We start from the raw sequence: 19,401 nt of genomic DNA, 5'->3' as shown, positions 1-19,401 counted from the left end.
ACTGCGACAGGCGGATCCGCACGCGAGCTGATCTGATCGCAGCCACCGTGAAGTTCGAGGGTTCCCCGCCGGACGTGGTCACAAGATCGGCTCGGCGGAGGCCCTGTGGATCGCGAGAGGATTGTTCGGCATGTCCGAGAACAGATTTCCGCTGACCGAATACCAACGCGACATCTGGACGCAGGCAGTCCTGTTCCCGGGACGCGCCGCCTACAACTCGGTCAGCTCGGTGCGGATGTTGGGTACTCCGGATATGCGGACGTTGAACGAGTGCGTTCGAGACCTGCACGCCCGACACGACGCACTACGTCTGCGCTTCGGATCCGAGAACGGTATCCCGTTCCAATGGGTGAGTGATGAGATCCCGCCTGACATTGAATACGTGGACCTTTCGGGCGAACCCGACCCTAGGAACGCTTGCACGGCATGGATGGAGCACACCGCTGGCCAGCCATTCGAGTTCACCGACGGCGGGCCGATGGCGCGGGTCTTCCTCCTCAGGGAAAGCGACGAGGTCCACTATCTGTTCCTCAGCAGTCATCACCTCGTTGCCGACGGAATGTCGCTGGGGATCTTCATGCCCGAACTGCTCCGCAGTTACACCGCTCGGATAATGACCGGACAGCCCCTCGACGTAGCCGGTTCGTCGTATCGGGAGTTCGCCGACAGCGTCGCCGACTACACCGGCTCGGAGGCGTGGTCCGACGATCTTCGGTTCTTTCGAACCCGATTGGACGGATATCGGCCGGCGCTGTTCGATCGAGCAGCCCGCGTGGCCGACGAGTTCCGGCCAGAGCACCGATCGTTCGTGCTCGAGCCGGATCTCGTCAAGTGCATCCGCACCCGGTCCACGTCGTTGTATTCTCATTTTCTGGCCAGCCTCGCCATTTACCTGGGCCGAATGCACCGTACCGATGACGTGGTGATCGGGGTCCCGTTCGGAAACCGTCGGTCGGAGTCGGAGCGGTCGACGCTCGGCACATTCGCCAACATGCTCCCGCTTCGGATAAGGCTGGTAGAGGACTCGCCTCTCGGCGAGATGACCCGTCGTATCCAGGACGAGATCGATGCCACGAAGCCGCACGAGCGGATCAGCTTCGGCTCGTTGCTGAACAACCTTCCCGAGTCCGCACCACCGGGAAGGCAGTTGTTCGACGTCGCGGTGTCGAAGGTGCGCCTCCCGATGCTGGGAGCCTTTTCGGACAAGCTCGAGGATTTCCGGATCTATCCGGCGGGCCACTCCCCCATTGCTCTGCAGATGTATCTGCGGGAGTACAGCCAGGACGAGGTCACGCTGGAAATCGACTATTATCCGGATGTTTTCGACGCCGATCATCCGATCGAGATGGTCGGCCGACGGCTGCTGCACCTGATGACCATGATCGCGGAGCATCCCGAGTTCGAACTCCGCCAGGCAAATCCGATGCTCCCGGAGGAGAAAGCGGCCATTGCGCGGTGGAATTCCAACGCGTATCCCTACGACCGCACGCTCACCTTGGATCGAGCCTTCACGCAGCAGGTCCGCCGGACACCGGACGCCGTGGCCGTGCGCGGCACGGGCACGCTCACCTACGCAGAACTCGACGCGAAATCCGATGCGCTGGCCACCGTACTTCGAAGGCGCGGAATACGCCGCGGTGATCGCGTTGCCGTGGTGATGGAGCGCAGGCCGGAACTGCTGGTCGCAATCCTGGCGACGCTGAAGTGTGGTGCGGCGTATGTGCCGATTGACCCGAACTATCCCCGCCGACGAGTGGAATACCTGCTGTCCGACAGTGCCGCGCCCGCGGTTCTGGCCTGCCGCGATCTGGCCCTCATCGCCGAACATCCCGAGCTGCCATTCGTTCTCGTAGACGATCCGCTACCGGACCCGGTGCCGGCCGAACCGGTGGCGACCGGGCGGGATTTAGCGTACGTCATCTACACGTCGGGATCGACCGGACGTCCCAAGGGCGTGATGATCGAACACCATTCGGTGATCAACCGGCTCGGCTGGATGCAGCGCACCTATCAACTGGACGCCGACGACGTCGTTCTGCAGAAGACACCGATCTCGTTCGATGTCTCGGTGTGGGAACTGTTCTGGTGGACCCTGTCCGGCGCCAAACTCGCGTTGCTGCCGCCCGGCGCGGAGAAGGACCCCGCCGAACTGCTCGATGCCATTGCCGCACAAGGCGTCACAGTGATGCATTTCGTGCCGTCGATGCTCGACCCCTTCCTGGACCTGCTCGAACGCGAACCCGATCGACTGGCGCAGACAGCGACACTCCGGCTGGTGTTCAGCAGCGGCGAAGCATTGCGACGTGGCTTGGTCGACCGCTTCAACCGCGTGTTCGCTCGCGACGGCCAGCGCTCGGTGCGACTGGTAAACCTGTACGGTCCAACCGAAGCCACCGTCGACGTCACTTACCACGAAACACACGCCGACCCGAATGTCGGTGCCGCGCGGGTTCCGATCGGGCACCCCATCGACAATATCGAGCTGCACGTGTTGGGGCCCAACGATATCGAGCAACCTATTGGGATGCCGGGCGAGCTGGTCATCGGCGGCGCCGGCGTCGCTCGCGGCTACCTGAACCGACCCGCGCTGACCGCGGAGAAATTCCATGCCAACCCATTCGGAGCGGACGGGCGGATTTACCGCACCGGTGATCTCGTCCGCCGACTGGCCGACGGCTCGCTGGAATACCTCGGTCGCATCGACAGCCAGGTCAAAATCAGGGGAAACAGAGTCGAACTCGGGGAAGTCGAGGACGCCCTGATGTCGGCCGAAGCCGTGCGTGCTGCGGCTGCCACTGTCCTCGACGACCCGATTCGGGGAACTGTGCTCGTGGGGTACTACGTCGCAGACCATCAGCTCGACCCCCGCAGGCTGCGAGCCCACCTGGTCACCGTGCTGCCCCAGTTCATGGTCCCCGCACAATTCCAGCGACTCGATCGAATTCCGTTGGGTCCCAGCGGGAAAGTCGACCGGAAGGCGTTGCCCGCGTTTGCCGGACGGACGGCGCCCAGCCACATCCGCGACGGGGTCGCGGTCGGCGTCGAACGCGTGATCGCCGACGTGTTCGCGCAAGTGCTGGGCGTGGATTCGGTGGGCCCCGACGACGACTTCTACGCTCTCGGTGGGGATTCCCTGCTGGTGTTGCAGGTGTGCGCGATAGCGGGACAACGTGGCGTCCAGATCAGCGCGCGCGATGTGATCACTCACCCGAGTGTGGCCCAGCTGGCGCGGATAGCCCAGCCGTCCACGACAACAGAAGAACCGGTCGTGCCCTTCGAATTGGTCACCGACAACGACCGGTCTCGGCTCTGGTTCGCCGTGGATGCCTACCCGCTGGCGCAATTGCAGTGGGGGATGCTGTACCACAGCATCGAATCGGAGTCCTCGACGCTGTACCACGATGTCTTTCGCTACACCCTGCGTCTGCCCTGGGACGAGCAGGCTTGGTTACGAGCGGGTGCGCGGTTGGTCGAGCGGCATCCGGCATTGCGGACCTCGTTCGACGTCAACGGATTCAGCCAACCGCTGCAGATCGTGCACCGGGAAGTGCCGTCGGCCTTCACCACGACGGATCTGCAGTCTTTGACCGCGGCGGCGGCAACGGCGCACATCACCGACTACATCGAGCAGCAACGCCGGTACCCTTACCGCCCCGATGCCGCGCCGTTGTATGCGGTGCACGCCTTCCGGCTGCCCGACATCGTGGAGGTGGTGTTCAGCTTCCATCACGCCATCCTCGACGGGTGGAGCGTGGCCATGCTGGTGTCGCAGTTGCTCGGCGACTATCTGAACGAAACCGGCCACACGGTGGATCGGGCTATCGAGATCGAAACTCTGCCGACCCATGCGGATTTCGTTCGCGCCGAGCAAGAAGCGTTGGCCTCCGACCGCATACGCCGATTCTGGCTCGAAGAACTGCACGACAGCCGGGCAACCACCCTCGATGGATCGGAGCCGACCACCATCGACGGCGGCGGTGCCCATCTCTCGCGGACGGTCGCGGTGCCGCACGTCGTGACAGAGGCCGTCGGCGAACTCGCCGCGGCGGAACGCATGCCGATCAGCACAGTGCTGTTCGCGGCGCACGTACTGACGCTGCGCCTGATCACCGGGTCATCCCAGATCACCACGGGACAGGTGACCCACAACAGGCCTGCCAGGCTCGGAGCCGAACTGGCGGCCGGGTTATTCTTGAACACCATCCCGGTGCGTATAGATCTGTCCGGCCCGAACCGGATCAGCCGGGACATCATCCGGGCCGTCCGCGATCAGGAACTGCGGCTGGATCCGTATCGGATCTACCCGCTGAGCGCCATCCAACGCGACCGCGGCGCACCGGTGATCGCCACCGCATTCAACTTCGTCAACTTCCACATTGCCGCACCACTACTCAATAGCGCCGATGTGGAGATCGTCGACATCGATACCTATGAGCAGACCAACTTTCAGCTCATGGTCAACCTCGTCGTCAACCCGGTGGACAAGTCGATGTTCATCCGCCTCGACGCCGATGCGATGCACAACACCAACGCCTCGGTCGATGCGTACATCCACACCTACCTGGGCGCCCTTGACGCACTGATCACCCATCCTGATCAGCTTTTCGGCATCAAGGCCCTGGCACCTGCCCGACGTCTGCCTCCCGGTGCACCAATCCCCCGAGCGACCACGACCGAAAACCGGCCGCTGCACGCGACCAGCACGCGCCCGGCCACCCATGCCGAACGGATTCTGGCACAGGCATTTTCGGAAGTACTAGGGGTGGATCCGGTGGGAACCGAGGACGACTTCTACGCCCTCGGCGGCGATTCGCTGCTGGTGTTGAAGGTGTGTGCGCTGGCCGGTCGACGAGGCCTGCGCGTCACTGCGCGCGACGTAGTCACCCACCCGACTGTCGCGGAGCTGGCGCGGGTGGCACGGCAGGGCGAGGCCGTACAGGAGTCGGTCACGCCGTTCGCATTGATCGCCGATATCGACCGTGACCGATTGGGTTTCGCCGCGGATGCCTACCCGCTGGCGCAATTGCAGTGGGGGATGCTGTACCACAGCATCGAATCGGAGTCCTCGACGCTGTACCACGATGTCTTTCGCTACACCCTGCGTCTGCCCTGGGACGAGCAGGCTTGGTTACGAGCGGGTGCGCGGTTGGTCGAGCGGCATCCGGCATTGCGGACCTCGTTCGACGTCAACGGATTCAGCCAACCGCTGCAGATCGTGCACCGGGAAGTGCCGCTCCCGTTTGCGACCACCGACTTGTCTACCGAGAGCCACAGCAATGCGGGCAAGCGGATCGCCGACCACGTTCGGCAGTGGCGCACGCATGCCTATAGATTCGATGTGGCGCCTCTGTTTCATGTCCACGCCTTTCGTCTCCCGGACCCCGATGCCGTGGATGTGGTAATCGGCTTTCACCACGCCATCCTCGACGGATGGAGCCTGGCCATGCTGATGTCGCAGCTGCTCGACGACTATCTGTACGAGGCAGGCCACACAACGTCCCCGGTCGAGACCGGCGACCCGCCCACATACGCCGAGTTCGTCCGCGCGGAGCGGCAGGCGCTGGCCGCACCGCAGATGCGCAGGTTCTGGCAGGACACACTGCGCGGCACGGAGCCGACCGCGATCGGCGCAAGCGGGTCGGCGGGCAGCGGATCCGCCGACCGCATCACTCGCAGCATGAGGATTCCGTCCGCCGTTGCCGATGCCGCCCGGGTGTTGGCCACACAGCAACGAGTGCCCGCCAAGACGATTCTGTTTGCCGCGTATACGCTGACATTGCGGTTGTTCTCCGGATCGCCACATGTGACCACCGGCATGGTTACACACAACCGGCCGGCCCGATTCGGCGCCGAAAACGTCGCAGGACTGTTCCTCAACACCATTCCGGTCCCCGTCGACCTGTCCGTCCCGGGCCGGACCTGGCGCGAGGTCATCGACGCGGTCCGCGCGACTGAACTCGAACTCGACCCCTACCGCGCGTATCCGCTGAGCGCCATCCAACACGATCAGGGCGGCGCCGATGTCATCGTGACCGCGTTCAACTACGCGAACTTCCATATCACGGCATCATTGTCGGCCAACCCCCACGTCGAGGTCCTTGCTTTTGAAGTCGAGGAGCAGACCAACTTCGCCCTGTTGCTCAACGCGATCGACAATCCCCTGGACAACTCGCTGGATGTACGGATCGACGCCGACGGAGTCCACGTCGACGACGCACTCGCCCAGGCGTTCGGCGACGCCTACCTCGCCATTCTCGGCACTCTCACTACCAACCCGGACCGGGCCGTCGACTTCACCGCCTCGGCCCCTGCCGAACCGCTCACTCGCCCACAGGAATTGTCGACTCCGCACGTGCTCGACGCCATCGCCACTCACGTCGATCGCGTTCCCGACGCAGTGGCCGTCGTCCACGACGAGCGGACGCTCACCTATCGGGAGCTGTGGCAACAGGCTCAGCGGATCGCCGGCGCCCTGTGGGGCCGTGGCGTCCGTCCCGGTGGTCGAGTCGGCGTGGCGTTGGCTCAGGGGCCGGGACGCATTGCCGCGGTCGTCGGTGTCGCGGCCATCGGCGCGGCGGTTGTCCCGCTCGATACGGGGCAACCGGCCGCACGATTGCGCGGCATGATCTCCGATGCCGCACCGCGATTGGTGTTGATCGATGGGGATATCGTCGACGGAATCGCGAGTTCGCTCGCCGTCGATGTCGCCGACCTGCTCGACGCACCGACCTCGCTTCCGGCACCAGTGTTACCGCATCACCTCGAGCAGACCGCATACGTGTTGTTCACCTCCGGCTCGACCGGTCGACCGAAAGCGGTCACGATGCCCCATCGCGCGCTGGCCAATCTCGTTGCCTGGCAGTTGTCGGTGCACTCCGGACGCATCGGAGATCGCGCACCACACACCCTGCAACTGGCGCCGTTGACGTTCGATGTGGCGTTCCAAGAGATTTTCTCGACCCTGTGCGGCGGCGGTACCCTGCACCTGGCCGATGAGGAACTGCGAACCGACGCCAAGGCGCTCGTGCGGATTCTCGACTTCGCGTCGATCGAGCGGGTGTTCCTGCCCTACGTCGCATTACAACAACTGGCGCAGGTCGCGACCGCGACGAACAATTATCCGAATCACCTGTCCCGGGTGGTTTCCTCGGGCGAACAGCTACGGATCACCCCACAGATCAAGGCATTTCTCGCCGCGCTTCCCGGTCGGCCGGTGGTGGAGAACCAGTACGGGCCTACGGAAACGCACGTGGCAGCCGCGCACACCCTCACCGGCGATCCCCGAGATTTCCCACTCCTCCCACCGATCGGCGCACCGATCGCGGGAGCCGAAATCCACATACTGGACCCGCACCTGCGCCCGGTTCCGGTCGGCGCGCTCGGCGAGATCTACCTCGGCGGAGCAGTTCTGGCCGACGGATACGAACGCCGCCCGGATCTAACCGCGCAACGCTACGTCGCGCATCCGGGCGGCGAGCCCGCCGCCCGGCTCTACCGCACCGGGGATCTGGGCCGTCGCCATCCCGGCGGATACATCACATACGAAGGCAGGCTCGACACTCAGGTCAAGATTCGCGGGTTCCGTGTCGATACCGCCGAGGTGGAGGTCGCGATCATGGCAGCCGCCCCAGCGGTGCGGGAAGTCGCCGTCGTCGCCCGTACCCTCGACGGCGCTCCATCCGAATCCAGCGCGGACACCATCCTCGCCGCCTATCTCGTCGGTGACCGTACCACGGCCGATATCGACGACATCCGCCGACGAGTTGCCGCGGCACTGCCCAGCTACGAGGTTCCCGCCCATTTCGAGTGGGTGGATGCCATCGCGCGTACGCCCTCGGGCAAACGAGCCGATGCCATGCTGCGCCGACTGCCGCTGACCCCCTCCACGCCGCCCCGCACCACGGCCGGGCCACGCGACGGGCTCGAACGCGAACTCGTCGATCTGGTCGCCGATGTCACCGCCACCGATACCGTCGGCATCGACGACGGGTTCTTCGACATCGGAGGAACGTCGATCACCGCGACCCGGCTGATTCTGGCTCTGGAACGTCGGTATGGCATCGAGGTTCCGATGTCGTCGTTCGTAGCGGCACCGACCGTCGCCGCCCTGGCAGAGCTGGTGCGAGGGCGATCGGCGGCGCCGGCGCCGGACCCGCTGGTGGCCATCAAACCCTCCGGCGACAACCCCCCGCTGTTCCTCGTCCATCCCGTCGGCGGAACGGTTTCCAGCTATACCGCGCTGGCCCGGCACCTTCCGGCGGATCAACCGCTATACGCTCTGCAGGCGTTGGGAATCGATGCGGGGACGACCCCGCTGGAGACGATTCCAGACATGGCCGCCGCCTACGTGCGCGCCATCCGGCGGGTGCAACCAGAAGGCCCCTACCACATCGGTGGGTGGTCACTGGGAGGACTCATCGCCTTCGAAATGCTGCACCAGCTCGAGGCGGCGGGTCACGAGGTTGCCACCTTCGCCCTACTCGACTCGATGATGGGGCGCGCGAACGTTCCCGCCGACGCGATGGCGATGGCGACCCATCAGCTGTTCATGTGGGAGTTGTTGCGAGGAGACCGAGCATCGCAGGCACCGGTACCCGAGATCCCCGTCGAACTGCGCACCGAGGACGACAAGCTGGAATTCATACTGGACCGGGCGGTCGCCGAAGGTGTTGTCCCCGAGGGTTCCTCACGTCGGTTGATCCGGAGGTTGTTCGCCGTCTTCGCGACCACCTGGAAGGCCGCGGTCCACTATCGGCCGCAGCCCACCGACCACGATCTGACGCTCTTCCACGCCGGCGAACCGCTGCCCGAGATCTTGAAACCGGCGCACGAGGCGGTCGGCAGCCTGTATCGCAATGCCACCAACGGCTGGGACACGATGACGACCGGCAAGGTCGCCGTGATCGATGTGCCCGGCAATCACTTGACGATGATGGACGAGCCGTTCGTCGCAATCCTCGCCGAAACGTTGGCGAAGGTGATCCATCACAACAACTGCGAGGAAAGGATCCTGCGATGAGGCCACTCAAAGCTGTCGTCGTCGGCGCCGGAATCGGCGGACTCGCCACAGCCGCGGCCCTACGGGCGGCGGGAGCAGAGGTCGAAGTCTACGAGCACGGTACGGAGTTGCGCTCCGACGGCGCTGGATTGGCCATCTACAGCAACGGGATGACCGCGTTGCGGACCCTCGGATTAGGTATCGACGAGGACATCGAACGCCGAGCAGGCCGCTTTCACGGGTTCGTGTACCGGCAGCCGGATGGCCGCGTGATGCGACGGCTTCCTATGGCAGATCTGCATCAACGCCTCGGTGCGAATAGCTTCTTCACCCATCGCGGTGATCTCATGCAGGCACTGCACACCGGCACCGGTAACATCCCGATCCGCTTCGGAGCCACCGCAGTCGGATTCGTCGACGACGGCACCGGAGTCACGGTGAGCTTCGATGACGGTTCTGAGGCGCGCGGAGACGTCCTCATCGGCGCCGACGGCATCAATTCGGCCGTGCGGGCCCATCTGCATCCGCCGAGCCCGCCGCGACCCGGGGGATACGTCTGCTGGCTCGCGTGCGTTCCCTACGATCCCTCCACCCACACCCATGTACCCCACGACGGTTACGGCCACTTGTATTGGGGCAGGGGAATGCGGTTCGGGATCCACGACATCGGGCATGACCGAGTGTACTGGTGGGGCACGCGGACCGTCCCGGCCGCGGAAGCCGCCAGCTGGCGGGGCACCACCGACGATCTCATCGAGATCTTCCGAGATTGGGCTCCCGAGACCCATGAACTGATCGCCTCGACCGTCCTGTCGGACATCGTCACCGTCCCCGCTCAGGATCGTGTACCGCTTGCCTCATGGGGAACGGGACGAGTGACCCTGCTCGGCGACGCGGCACATCCGATGCTGACCGCCTTGGGCCAGGGAGCAAATTCCGCGATCGAAGACGCCGTGCTGCTCGCTCATGCGCTTGCCACCGTGCCCGACGCCGCCGCGGCCCTGCGAACCTACGAAAAACGTCGATTCGCCCGCACCAAATCGATGGTCGAGGACTCTCGAATGCTCGGAACCGTCGAACAGACGACGAACCGGTTGCTGATCGCCGGGCGCGATAACTACATTCGCGTCGCACCGCACTCGACACTCATCCGGACGCTCGCGAAGCCGATGACCTTCCCCGGCGTGTCCACCCGCTCCACCCATCTTCCTCGACCGTTGACCAATACCGAACGCTGGCATTGGATAGCCGATCAACTGTCGCCGTTGAACATCGTGTCCCGGGTCCGCATCGACGGCCCGCTGTCCGAAGGCGACGTCGCTGCCGCGCTGTCCGCACTGCAGCGACGTCACCCGCTGTTGTGCGCAGCCGTCGAAGCCGACGATGCCGGGCGTGATCCTCGCTGGGTTCCGGTCGCCGACCGGCCGATCGCGCTGCGACGGGTCAGCTCCGACGACCCCGACGCCTGGTTGTCGGAGATCAATTCCCGCGAGCTGATCGAGCCTCTCGATCCCCGCGGTCCGATGGTTCGAGCCGTGCTGATCACCGCCGGTCCGCAACGGCACAACTTGATCATGACGTCCACGTACGCCATAGCAGACCCCCCGGCGATGCTGTCGCTGCTGCAGCAGACCGTCGCTTTGGCCGACCGTCATCGCCGCAGCGGATCCATCGAGGACGGACCGACCATGGGACATCCGGCGATCGCGGGACCTGAGGACCTGCTTCCGCGTTCGCATCGAGGCCTTCGCGGTCTGGGACACGGCGCGGCCTCGATCCTGCGAGACCAGCGCAACGGATTGCTGCGCCGCCCGGCCCGGGTGACGGCGACTACAGCTGTCGAGCCCCGTCAGCGAACAACCCAGGTGATCCATCGGACGTTGAGCCGAGCCCACACTCGCGCGTTGACCATGGAATCTCGGCGACGTGGTCTGAGCCTCCGCGCGGTCCTGGCTGCGGCGCTGCTCACCGCGGCAGGCCGCGAAGCCGAAATCGCCGACGGCACCGCGCACGCCATCGGGCTCGGCGTCGACTACCGTGACCTGCTCGACGGCACGCCGTCGACCTGGGACCTCGGCGCCTTTCAGGCGATGACCGAGACCGTGGGAACCTACTCCCGCACGGGCTCTCGCTGGGAATTGGCCGGCGAGATAGATCGCGATCTGGCTCGTCGGATCGCGCGCGGCGACCATCTGGCGACAGTGAACATTATGTCCGTGCTGGCGCCGACCTCGGTCGCCACCAGCACGGCAGCGGTGCGGGCCATGCAGAACAACGGATCCGGCCAGCTATGCCTGATGCCCATCGTTGATACGTCGTTTCCCCGGCAGCTGGGCGAATGGCGACTCGGTGATGTGCAGGTCGTCTCGGGAATCTCGGTGAGTGGGCTGGTCATGGTCACCACGACGGTTGACGCCGACGAGTTGTCACTCAACCTCTCGTATGTGCCGGAGATGATCCCGATGCGCCGGGCAGAATTCCTGGCCGACAACACGATTCGCGTCCTGGCCGAAACCGTCGAAACGGCGCCGAACCCGCGACACGTGCGCGAAATGGTTGGCTGACCCCGGAAAACCGGACGGAGATGTGTTCACAATGGTCGAAACTCGCACCGATGTCGTCATTTCCGGCGCTGGTCCGACCGGGCTCATGCTCGCTTGTGAGCTCGCACTCGGCGGGGTCGCACCGATCGTCCTCGAGGCGTTGTCCGAACCGAGCGCCGAGCCGAAGGCCAACGGCCTCGGCGGTCAGGTTGTTCGGCTGATGGATATGCGCTCGCTTTACCCGGGCGAGCAGCCGCAGCCTATCCCGTTCTGGGTGTTCAGCGGGATGTTCGTCGAATTCTCCACCGTGCCGGAAAACCCGATGTACGCCTGGCCAATTCCACAGCACGACCTCACCTGCCTGCTGGCCGAGCGGGCCCGCGAGCTCGGTGTCGAGATTCGCTGGAGCCATGCCCTGACCGATTTCACACAGGACGACGATGGCGTCGCCGCCACCGTGACGGCGCCCACGGGGCTGTACCGGCTCAACAGCCGGTTCCTCGTCGGCGCCGACGGTGGAAAGAGCCTGGTACGCAAACGATCCGGCATCGCCTTTCCGGGTGTCACGAGCGCTGAGCCCATCATCCGCATGGGCTCCGTCGTCATTCCCGATAACCTGCGGACCCCCGACGGTCGACTGCAGCCGCCCGGCTTCGACCCGGTCGAGGTCGAGTGGAACCGCCTCGAGAGCGGCACGATCATGGTCGCCGAGTTGCAGCCGGGCCGAACCCGGGTCGCCACCATCGAATACGGCGCCGACCCGGTCGCAGAGGATGCACCGATGGCGTTCGACGAGTTGCGGGATAGCATCAGCCGGGTAGTGGGTGCCGAGTTGCCGGTGCGGCCGCCGACCGGGCCCGGCCCGCACGGGATGCGGCGCATCATCGGCCAGAGTACCCGAATCGCCGAGTGCTACCGCACCGGCGGCGTCCTGCTGGTCGGCGATGCCGCGCACGTGCATTCATCGATGGCGGGCCCAGGGCTGAATCTCGGCCTGCAGGACGCCGCGAATCTGGGCTGGAAGCTGGCCGCCCATGTGCAGGGGTGGGCGCCACACGACCTGCTCGACACCTATGACAGCGAGCGGCGTCCGGTCGCTGAGCGGGTCATGATGCACACACTGGCCCAGAGCGGATTGCTGGCCCCCGGTCCGGAGGTGACCGCGCTCCGGCAGCTTTTCGGCGAGTTGCTCCGGATTCCCGCCGCCGCCGACCACCTCGCACACCTGCTGGCCGGTGCGGATGTCCGGTACGACACCTGCTCTGATCACCCACTCGCCGGTCGGTTCGTCCCGGACTTCACGGTCGAAACCGGCGGTGGCACCGCACGGATCGCCGAGCTCCTCCGTTCGGCCCGTCCGCTACTGCTGGACCTCACCGGCTCGGTGGGCGATGCCGCCCTCGAATGGTCCGACCGCCTCGACACCGTCATCGCCACCGCCACCGATGCTCCGGCGGATACCCTGCTGATCCGCCCCGACGGTTATGTCGCCTGGGCCGCAGCCGGATCCGACAGGCATGGTCTCCGCCGGGCACTGACCGGTTGGTTCGGACGGGAGCGCGCAGCATCCCGGCGATCACGGGTACGCCGTGAAGATTCGACACCGGCGCTCCTCGACGACGGTGGGCAATCATGAAGCCGACCCGCATATTGCGCCTGCTCGCTTGGGTGGCTGCGGTGGTACTGGCTGCGGGCTCCCCTACCTCGGTGGTCCATGCCGTAACGACCGATGGGGGCGTCCGCTATGTCGCATTCGGAGACAGTACCGCGATGGCGGTGATGCTACACGGATTCCCGCCGACCGACCCGCAGCTCAGAGCGATAACCGATGTGAACGACACCGACATGTGCGGCCGCACCCCGTTCGGGTGGCCGCAGCGGTTGGCCGATGCGTGGGAGCTGGGGGATCCGCGGAACGCACCGTACCTGAATATCCCGCCGGAGAGCGGCGGTCAGTCAACCTACGTTCCCGGGGATTGGGCCTACTACGCCTGCTCAGCAGCGGATATGGCCGATCCCACCCCGAACAATATCGGCACTCAAGTCGACCAGGCCATCGCCGACGGGGCGTTGGGATCTGCCACCACGCTGGTCACCATCCAGGCCGGTGCGAACGACCACTGGGGCCCGGGCATCAATTATTTGGACACTATTCCGATCTGTCTGGCCGATATCGTTCGTGGCTGCGACAGCCGGGTCGACCCGAACTATGTCGATGTCACCCAGGTCAGCGCCGGAAATCTGGTGGCCAAGCTGACCAATGGCCCGAACGGGGACGTTCTGCGGCGACTACGGGCGGCGGCGCCGAACGCCACAATCGCCCTCGTCGGCTCTATGAACCCGCTGCCGCCGCCCACGGCGAACCATGTGTGCACCAGTTTCCTCGGCGTCCGGTTCCACTGGCCACAAAGCGATTTCGCTTACGCACAGCAATTGCAAGCCGCGTTGGAGCGAGCCTACCGGGGTGCGGCCGACCGATTGCATATCGCTTTCTGGTCGCTGGCCGAGCTCGGTGAAGGGCACGACGTCTGCGCCCCGGTGACCTACTGGACCGGCGTGCTCGATCCGGGCCAGTCGTGGTATCCGCTCCTACCCAATATGCTCGGCCACCTGGTAGAAGCCGATTACATCAACCGACTGCGGACTGCTGCCGGAATCGAGTAATCAATCGGCCGCCGCTCGGTTGTGACTGGTAGGTCGGCGATCAGCACGTCGAGATTCCTCCTGACGATCCTGCAGATTTCGCTGATCTGAGTCGGCTGGTTGTATCGGGCGGCAATCTCCACCTCGATGTTCAGCCGACCCTGAAAGGTGTATACGAAGAAGTCCACGGCTAGTGCCGGATTGTCCTGGTCGGTGGTGAACGCGCGGAAATCTACGAAGTCGACTCCGCTCGGGATATCCAGTGCCGGAACAATGCCCGTGTTAGTGATGAAACTTCGAACGAATTCCACCGGCTCGCCGCGGGCAACCTCCAACTTGGCCAACTCACACGTGTGGGATGGACAGCAACAACGCCGCGAGCAAGCCACGCGGAGATCGGACCGTCGACGAATTCCAGCGCAGCTCGACGGCAGAAGCCGCTGAAAGTTATCGAACCTGACTCCCGATCGCTTGCCCGAGCAATCCCGCCAGCACAGCTCCGAGAGAATCGCGAAGTGTGTCCATCGCGCCGGGATCCTGCAGCATCGTGGTCTTGGTGTCGGTAGTGCAGCCGGATTGGGCGGGTACGCCATCGAGTCGATCGCGCAGCCAGATCAGCGCACTCGCGGCTCCCGTGGCGGTGAGAGTGACGTGCTCGCTGGCTATGTCGCGTTCGTAGTGCACCGACGCCTGCGGATCGCGGCAGTAGCCGGCGACGAGGCTGTCCACCTTCCACGGTGCGGTGGCCTCGTCGTTGACCGATTCGTACAGGAACTGCGGCATCTTGGGCACCGCCTTGCCCAGGCTCGTGTCTTCGAATACTTGGTTCAGGACAGGGTCGAGGAAGGGATCCTGTTTGAATGTTCCGAGGTAGTCCATGAAAGGCAGCACGGCCGATGTCCAGTTCGTGCACAGCGGCTTCTTGAGGGCCATCGTGGCCTGGCCGACGGGGTCGAGGTCCCGGTTCAGTGCGGCGGCAAGCTCGGGGTATTCGCGGCTGACGCCGATGATGGCCGCGTAGATCAGACCGGCGAACAGGCCCTTATTGTTCACCTTCACCAGTTCGCGGGTGTCGCTGGGGATACCCCCGGAGGCGACACCCTTGATCTGCAGTTCAGGGGCGTAGCTTTCGTGCAGTTCCGCCGCCCAGGAGGTGGCGATGGCACCGCCCGAATAGCCCCAGAGCGCCACGGGTGTATCCGTACCGGACACCTGGGCAGGCTCGAAACTTTCCACCGCGCGAATGCCGTCCAACGTTGTCTGTCCGGCGAGCCGACCGGCAGCGTAGGCGGAATTGGGACCCTCGTGATCGGGAACGGATACGGTCCAGCCCTGACCGACTCCGATCATCGCCATCAACTGCTCGAGCTGGGTGACCAGGGTTAGATTCGGCGGCAGCGAGCCTGCCTGCCACGCGTAGGACGGCGCGCAATAGTGCGCCAAACTGTCTTCGGCCGCCTGATAGGACAGGAGCTTGCGTCCACCTGCCGGTGCCGGCCCGCGCGGCTTCAATACCGTGGTGACACCCGAGATCGCCCTGCCGTGCGAATCGTTGGTGCGATAGAGCAGCTGCCACGCGTCCACATTGGTCGGCAGCACGCTGAAATTGGCCAGGTTCACCTGCCGGGCGCGCACGATCTGGCCCGGCTCCGCCTGCGCCACCAGTTCGGGTGACGGGTTGTAGAAATCGTCGAACTCCGGCGGTATCGGCCAGAAAACAGGCGGCTCCACCGGCGGCTGCGGTGCCGCCTGCACGGGCGCGGCGCTCGAGAAAGGCGCGCCCACAACGGCCACCGTCGCCACCATCGAGACCCACATACACCGTTGTCTGCGCATCGCACCCTCCTCGGGTTACGAATCTGGTAATTTATCTGACCATACTTCTGCCACAGCACCGAACGGAATGTGACATAGACCACTATGCGGCTCGGGCTAAATCTGGTCAGAAATCTTTTCAATTGCCCGTGGCACGTGTACCGTCCCCCTGGCCAAGTTGATTGCTGGAAGATAGCTAGCGCGTCGTTCCGGCCGACGAGAACACCGAGGAGCGTTATGAAGTACCGCATTTCGGCCGCGGTGGCTACCGTTGCTGCCATCGTTGCCACAACCGTACTCACGGCCTGTGACAGCGATTCGTCATCGACGACGACAACCTCCCACGAAGGCCGCTTCCTTCCCCGGTACGAGACCGCCGGACCCGGCATGGAACAGACCCAACAGTTCCTGCAGGACAACAAGTTCCTGGAGCTGATGGCCCAGGATGTCAACGACTCCCTGAAAGTGCCCGACGACGTGCCCGTAATCGCCACATCGTGCGGTACGGCAAATGCGCACTGGGACCCCGAAGACAAGCAGATCGTGGTCTGTTACGAGCTGACCGACCTTGTCCGAGGAGTATTCGCCGACAGCCCCGACCCGGACATGCCGATCGACCAGCGCGTGCTGGGCGGATTGACCGCGATCTTCTATCACGAACTCGGCCACGCCCTCATCTCGCTGTTGCACCTGCCCGTGACCGGGAAAGAGGAGGACGCCGCCGATCAGCTGGCTACCGTCGCCCTCGTCGCCGGCGACACCGGACAGCAGCTCATGGCGTTGAGCTTCGCCGACTTCTGGGGTCTGCTGGCGCAGAAACAGACGGAGTTCACCAGAGAAGCCTTCGCCGACGAACACTCCCTGAGCGCCCAGCGAGAGATCAACATCGTGTGCTGGGTGTTCGGTTCCGACCCGACCAAATTCATCACCCTCGCCACACGGGGCTACCTCCCCGAAGACCGCGCCCGCCGCTGCGGCAAGGAATACGAAACGATCCTGCACGCCTGGACATCTCTCCTGGCCCCGTACGCCAAAACACCCACGTCCGCACCGCCGGCTCCGACGACCACCCGCTGACACCGCGAGTACAGGGCGATCCGGGAGCTGCGCTGACCGGTGAGCGAATTCCTGCGCCAGCGAGTCGACCGCGCCGACCAAGCCGAGCCCCGCGAGGAGAGTGCATCGAGCCTGCGAATGGAAGCATTTGCGGTAGAAGACAATTGCTCAATCAATGCCGCCACGTAACGGCGGTTGCCGAACAATGCTAGTGCTACCTCGGGGCGGCGGCATTGCGAGCAATTATCGGGAGGGCAGGTTGATCCAGCTGGGTGCCTGGGGATCGAGTAGCAGGTGTTGCGGTTTGAATTGGCTTTCCCACATCAAGGTGGGGGCGAGCATGCCCTTGGGGAAGTTGTTGGCGTAGATGTCCACGCGCAGCCGGTGACCGGGCTGCAGGACGGCGTCGGTGGCGGTGAGCCCGAGGTCGAGGACGGTGGGCTGTCCCGGGACAACGGGTTGGCGGGTGGGCAGGGTGAGAGGGTAGTGGGGATCGGTGTAGTCGCCGTTGGGGGATTTTCCACTGGTGGCGTCGTCGATGGCGCGCAGCGAGGCGGTGAGTTGGCCGGTGGTGAGGACGGTGGAGGTGCCGTCGGGCGCGACGTCGTTGAGCGTAGCGTTCCAGTATCCGTCGGTGGCGTCCAGAACGGTGTTCAGATGAATGTTCACCGGTCCGGAGATGAGGGTCGGACGGTCGACGACCGGGCCGGTGAAGGTCAACGCCGCGACCTCGGCAATACGCGAGTCCTTGGCGCAGGCGTCCAGCGGCGAGGTGATTGCGATGGTGATCTGAGCCGTGTCACGGGAGCACATCGTGGCCAGGCCGGGCGCGACAGTGAGGGTGGCCGGTGCTGCAGGTGGCGTATCGGTGAGAGTGCCGTCGTGGGCGACGATGCCGGTGGTTGTTCCGCTGTGGTCGGCGGATAGGTAGTGACGGCGGTATTCCATTCCTGCTCGCGGGAATTGGTCGGTGGTCGTCCACTGGCCGCCCTGCTGCCACAAGGTGACGGGTCCATAGGAGTCGATGCCGTTATCTATTCCTTTGAGCCACTTGTCGAACCAGGCGCGCTGGAGGGCGTCCAACCGGGGTGGTGCGCCGGGGGTTCCGAGTCCGGACCCGATGATCAGGTGATACCAGTCACCCATCAGCAGTTGTTTGTGGCCGGGCGGGAGCGGGATGGCGTTGTAGATGCGGGTTTGAGAATCAGCGAACAGGTCGTGCCAGCCACCGACGACGAAAGTGGGGATGGTGATGTTTTCGGGGTGTCCGAGGAGGGAGGTGCGGAAGTAGCCTTGCGGGTCGAGGTATTTCTTCAAATGCTCGGGGATCGAGTCCACTGAGGTCACGAACAGAGCCTGGACCAACAGGTCGATGAACGTGATGGGGCTTTGAACTCGGTCGAGTAGCCACTTCCAATCGAATTGGCCGGTCAGGATCGAGGCGGCGTCGGGGACGAGTTTGAGGCCATTGACCAGGGCGAGCCACAACGGTATGAAGCCGACACCGACACCGCCTCCCGGGGCGACAGTGTCGCGGATCAGGTCGCTGGAGGGTATGACGGGGAAGATCGCTCGCAGCGCAGGGGGATTGGCTTGGGCGGCCATGATCTGATTGATCCCAGAATAGGAGACCCCGGCCATGCCGATCTTGCCGTCGGACCAGGGCTGGTGAGAGGCCCAGTCGATAACTTCGAGGGTGTCTTGTTGTTCGCGGTGGCCGAAAGCTTCCCAGACGCCTTCGGAGAAACCGGTGCCGCGCACGTCGACCATGACCATCGTGTAGCCACTTCGGATCAGGCGGCGGTCCGCGGTGAACGATCGGAAGAACCCACCCGAGGCCGTCCTGATGATGTCGCCGATGCCGGAGGCGGGCGTGCCCTGCAGATCGAAAAGGTCGAACCGGTTGACCATGGCCTCGAACACGTCGGTCAGAATCGGCACGGATAGCGCCGAATCCAGCACCATCGACGCCAGTTTCGTATAGGGGGTGAGGTTGACGATCGTGGGCAGCGGAGTGTCGACGATGCGTCCGGAGGCGTCCATGGGCCGGTACACATTGGATTTCAGAATTGTCCCGTCGCTCATCCGGATCGGCACATCCCAGTCGATGTGCACCCCGGGATACTGCGGCGGCGCGTCCTGAGCGGCCGTCCACGCGGGCCCGGCGGGAAAGCCATCCGGACCGTTGGCGGGTGCCACGGGCGCGAGTAGTCCCGTCACCACGATCGCAGCGACCGCCGTCGCCAGAACTGTGGTCAGCGAACCGGTCCAGCTCCGGCGCCATCGACGGACCATGGTGTCCTCCGTATCGTCAGGTATTCGAGGAATCGGTCGTAGCGTTCGTGC

The 19,401-nt window shown here is 64.6% G+C and carries 8 protein-coding genes; 5 read left to right on the top strand and 3 right to left on the bottom strand.

Features of this window, described 5'->3' with window-relative positions; translation table 11 throughout:
* The first annotated feature begins 130 nt into the window (after positions 1-130).
* The 4 genes from IU452_RS21575 to IU452_RS21560 all read left to right on the top strand — a co-directional run bounded on the left by IU452_RS21575 (position 131) and on the right by IU452_RS21560 (position 14,205).
* The gene (locus tag IU452_RS21575) at positions 131-9,019 is read left to right on the top strand and encodes an amino acid adenylation domain-containing protein (protein WP_195110935.1); all 8,889 of its coding nucleotides are present in this window, start codon (positions 131-133) and stop codon (positions 9,017-9,019) included.
* Positions 9,016-11,562, top strand: a complete 2,547-nt coding sequence (locus tag IU452_RS21570; protein WP_195110934.1) for an FAD-dependent monooxygenase — start codon at positions 9,016-9,018, stop codon at positions 11,560-11,562. The genes IU452_RS21575 and IU452_RS21570 overlap by 4 nt, the downstream gene beginning before the upstream one ends.
* Positions 11,563-11,593: 31 nt before the next feature.
* Entirely contained in the window at positions 11,594-13,177 is a 1,584-nt protein-coding gene (locus tag IU452_RS21565) for an FAD-dependent monooxygenase (RefSeq protein WP_195110933.1), read from the top strand.
* Positions 13,178-13,311: 134 nt separating this feature from the next.
* Positions 13,312-14,205, top strand: coding sequence for a hypothetical protein (locus tag IU452_RS21560; RefSeq protein WP_195110932.1), 894 nt, complete (start codon positions 13,312-13,314; stop codon positions 14,203-14,205).
* Here IU452_RS21560 and IU452_RS21555 read toward each other — a convergent pair.
* Both IU452_RS21555 and IU452_RS21550 read right to left on the bottom strand, forming a co-directional pair.
* Positions 14,166-14,528 carry a phthiocerol/phthiodiolone dimycocerosyl transferase family protein gene (locus IU452_RS21555; RefSeq protein ID WP_195110931.1) on the bottom strand — a complete coding sequence of 121 codons (363 nt, stop codon included), beginning with the start codon at positions 14,526-14,528 and terminating at the stop codon, positions 14,166-14,168. The genes IU452_RS21560 and IU452_RS21555 overlap by 40 nt on opposite strands.
* A gap of 103 nt (positions 14,529-14,631) precedes the next feature.
* Positions 14,632-16,020, bottom strand: a complete 1,389-nt coding sequence (locus IU452_RS21550) for a lipase family protein (protein WP_228818506.1) — start codon at positions 16,018-16,020, stop codon at positions 14,632-14,634.
* Between the two features lie 216 nt (positions 16,021-16,236).
* Between IU452_RS21550 and IU452_RS21545 the strand changes: the two genes are divergently transcribed.
* Positions 16,237-17,076 carry a DUF4344 domain-containing metallopeptidase gene (locus tag IU452_RS21545; protein ID WP_195110930.1) on the top strand — a complete coding sequence of 280 codons (840 nt, stop codon included), beginning with the start codon at positions 16,237-16,239 and terminating at the stop codon, positions 17,074-17,076.
* 222 nt (positions 17,077-17,298) lie between these two features.
* On the opposite strand, the gene IU452_RS21540 is transcribed toward IU452_RS21545, so the two are convergent.
* Entirely contained in the window at positions 17,299-19,350 is a 2,052-nt protein-coding gene (locus IU452_RS21540) for a CocE/NonD family hydrolase (protein WP_195110929.1), read from the bottom strand.
* Positions 19,351-19,401: the final 51 nt, after the last annotated feature.

Source organism: Nocardia transvalensis, assembly GCF_015477765.1.
Lineage (GTDB): Bacteria > Actinomycetota > Actinomycetes > Mycobacteriales > Mycobacteriaceae > Nocardia > Nocardia transvalensis_A.
Note: the sequence above shows the minus strand (reverse complement) of the source record. Positions and strands in the feature narration are given on the sequence as shown.

Coding starts and splice junctions, on each gene's coding strand:
- IU452_RS21575 (WP_195110935.1), top strand. CDS start 131: ATGTCCGAGAACAGATTTCCGCTGACCGAATACCAACGCGACATCTGG.
- IU452_RS21570 (WP_195110934.1), top strand. CDS start 9,016: ATGAGGCCACTCAAAGCTGTCGTCGTCGGCGCCGGAATCGGCGGACTC.
- IU452_RS21565 (WP_195110933.1), top strand. CDS start 11,594: ATGGTCGAAACTCGCACCGATGTCGTCATTTCCGGCGCTGGTCCGACC.
- IU452_RS21560 (WP_195110932.1), top strand. CDS start 13,312: ATGGCGGTGATGCTACACGGATTCCCGCCGACCGACCCGCAGCTCAGA.
- IU452_RS21550 (WP_228818506.1), bottom strand. CDS start 16,020: ATGCGCAGACAACGGTGTATGTGGGTCTCGATGGTGGCGACGGTGGCC.
- IU452_RS21545 (WP_195110930.1), top strand. CDS start 16,237: ATGAAGTACCGCATTTCGGCCGCGGTGGCTACCGTTGCTGCCATCGTT.
- IU452_RS21540 (WP_195110929.1), bottom strand. CDS start 19,350: ATGGTCCGTCGATGGCGCCGGAGCTGGACCGGTTCGCTGACCACAGTT.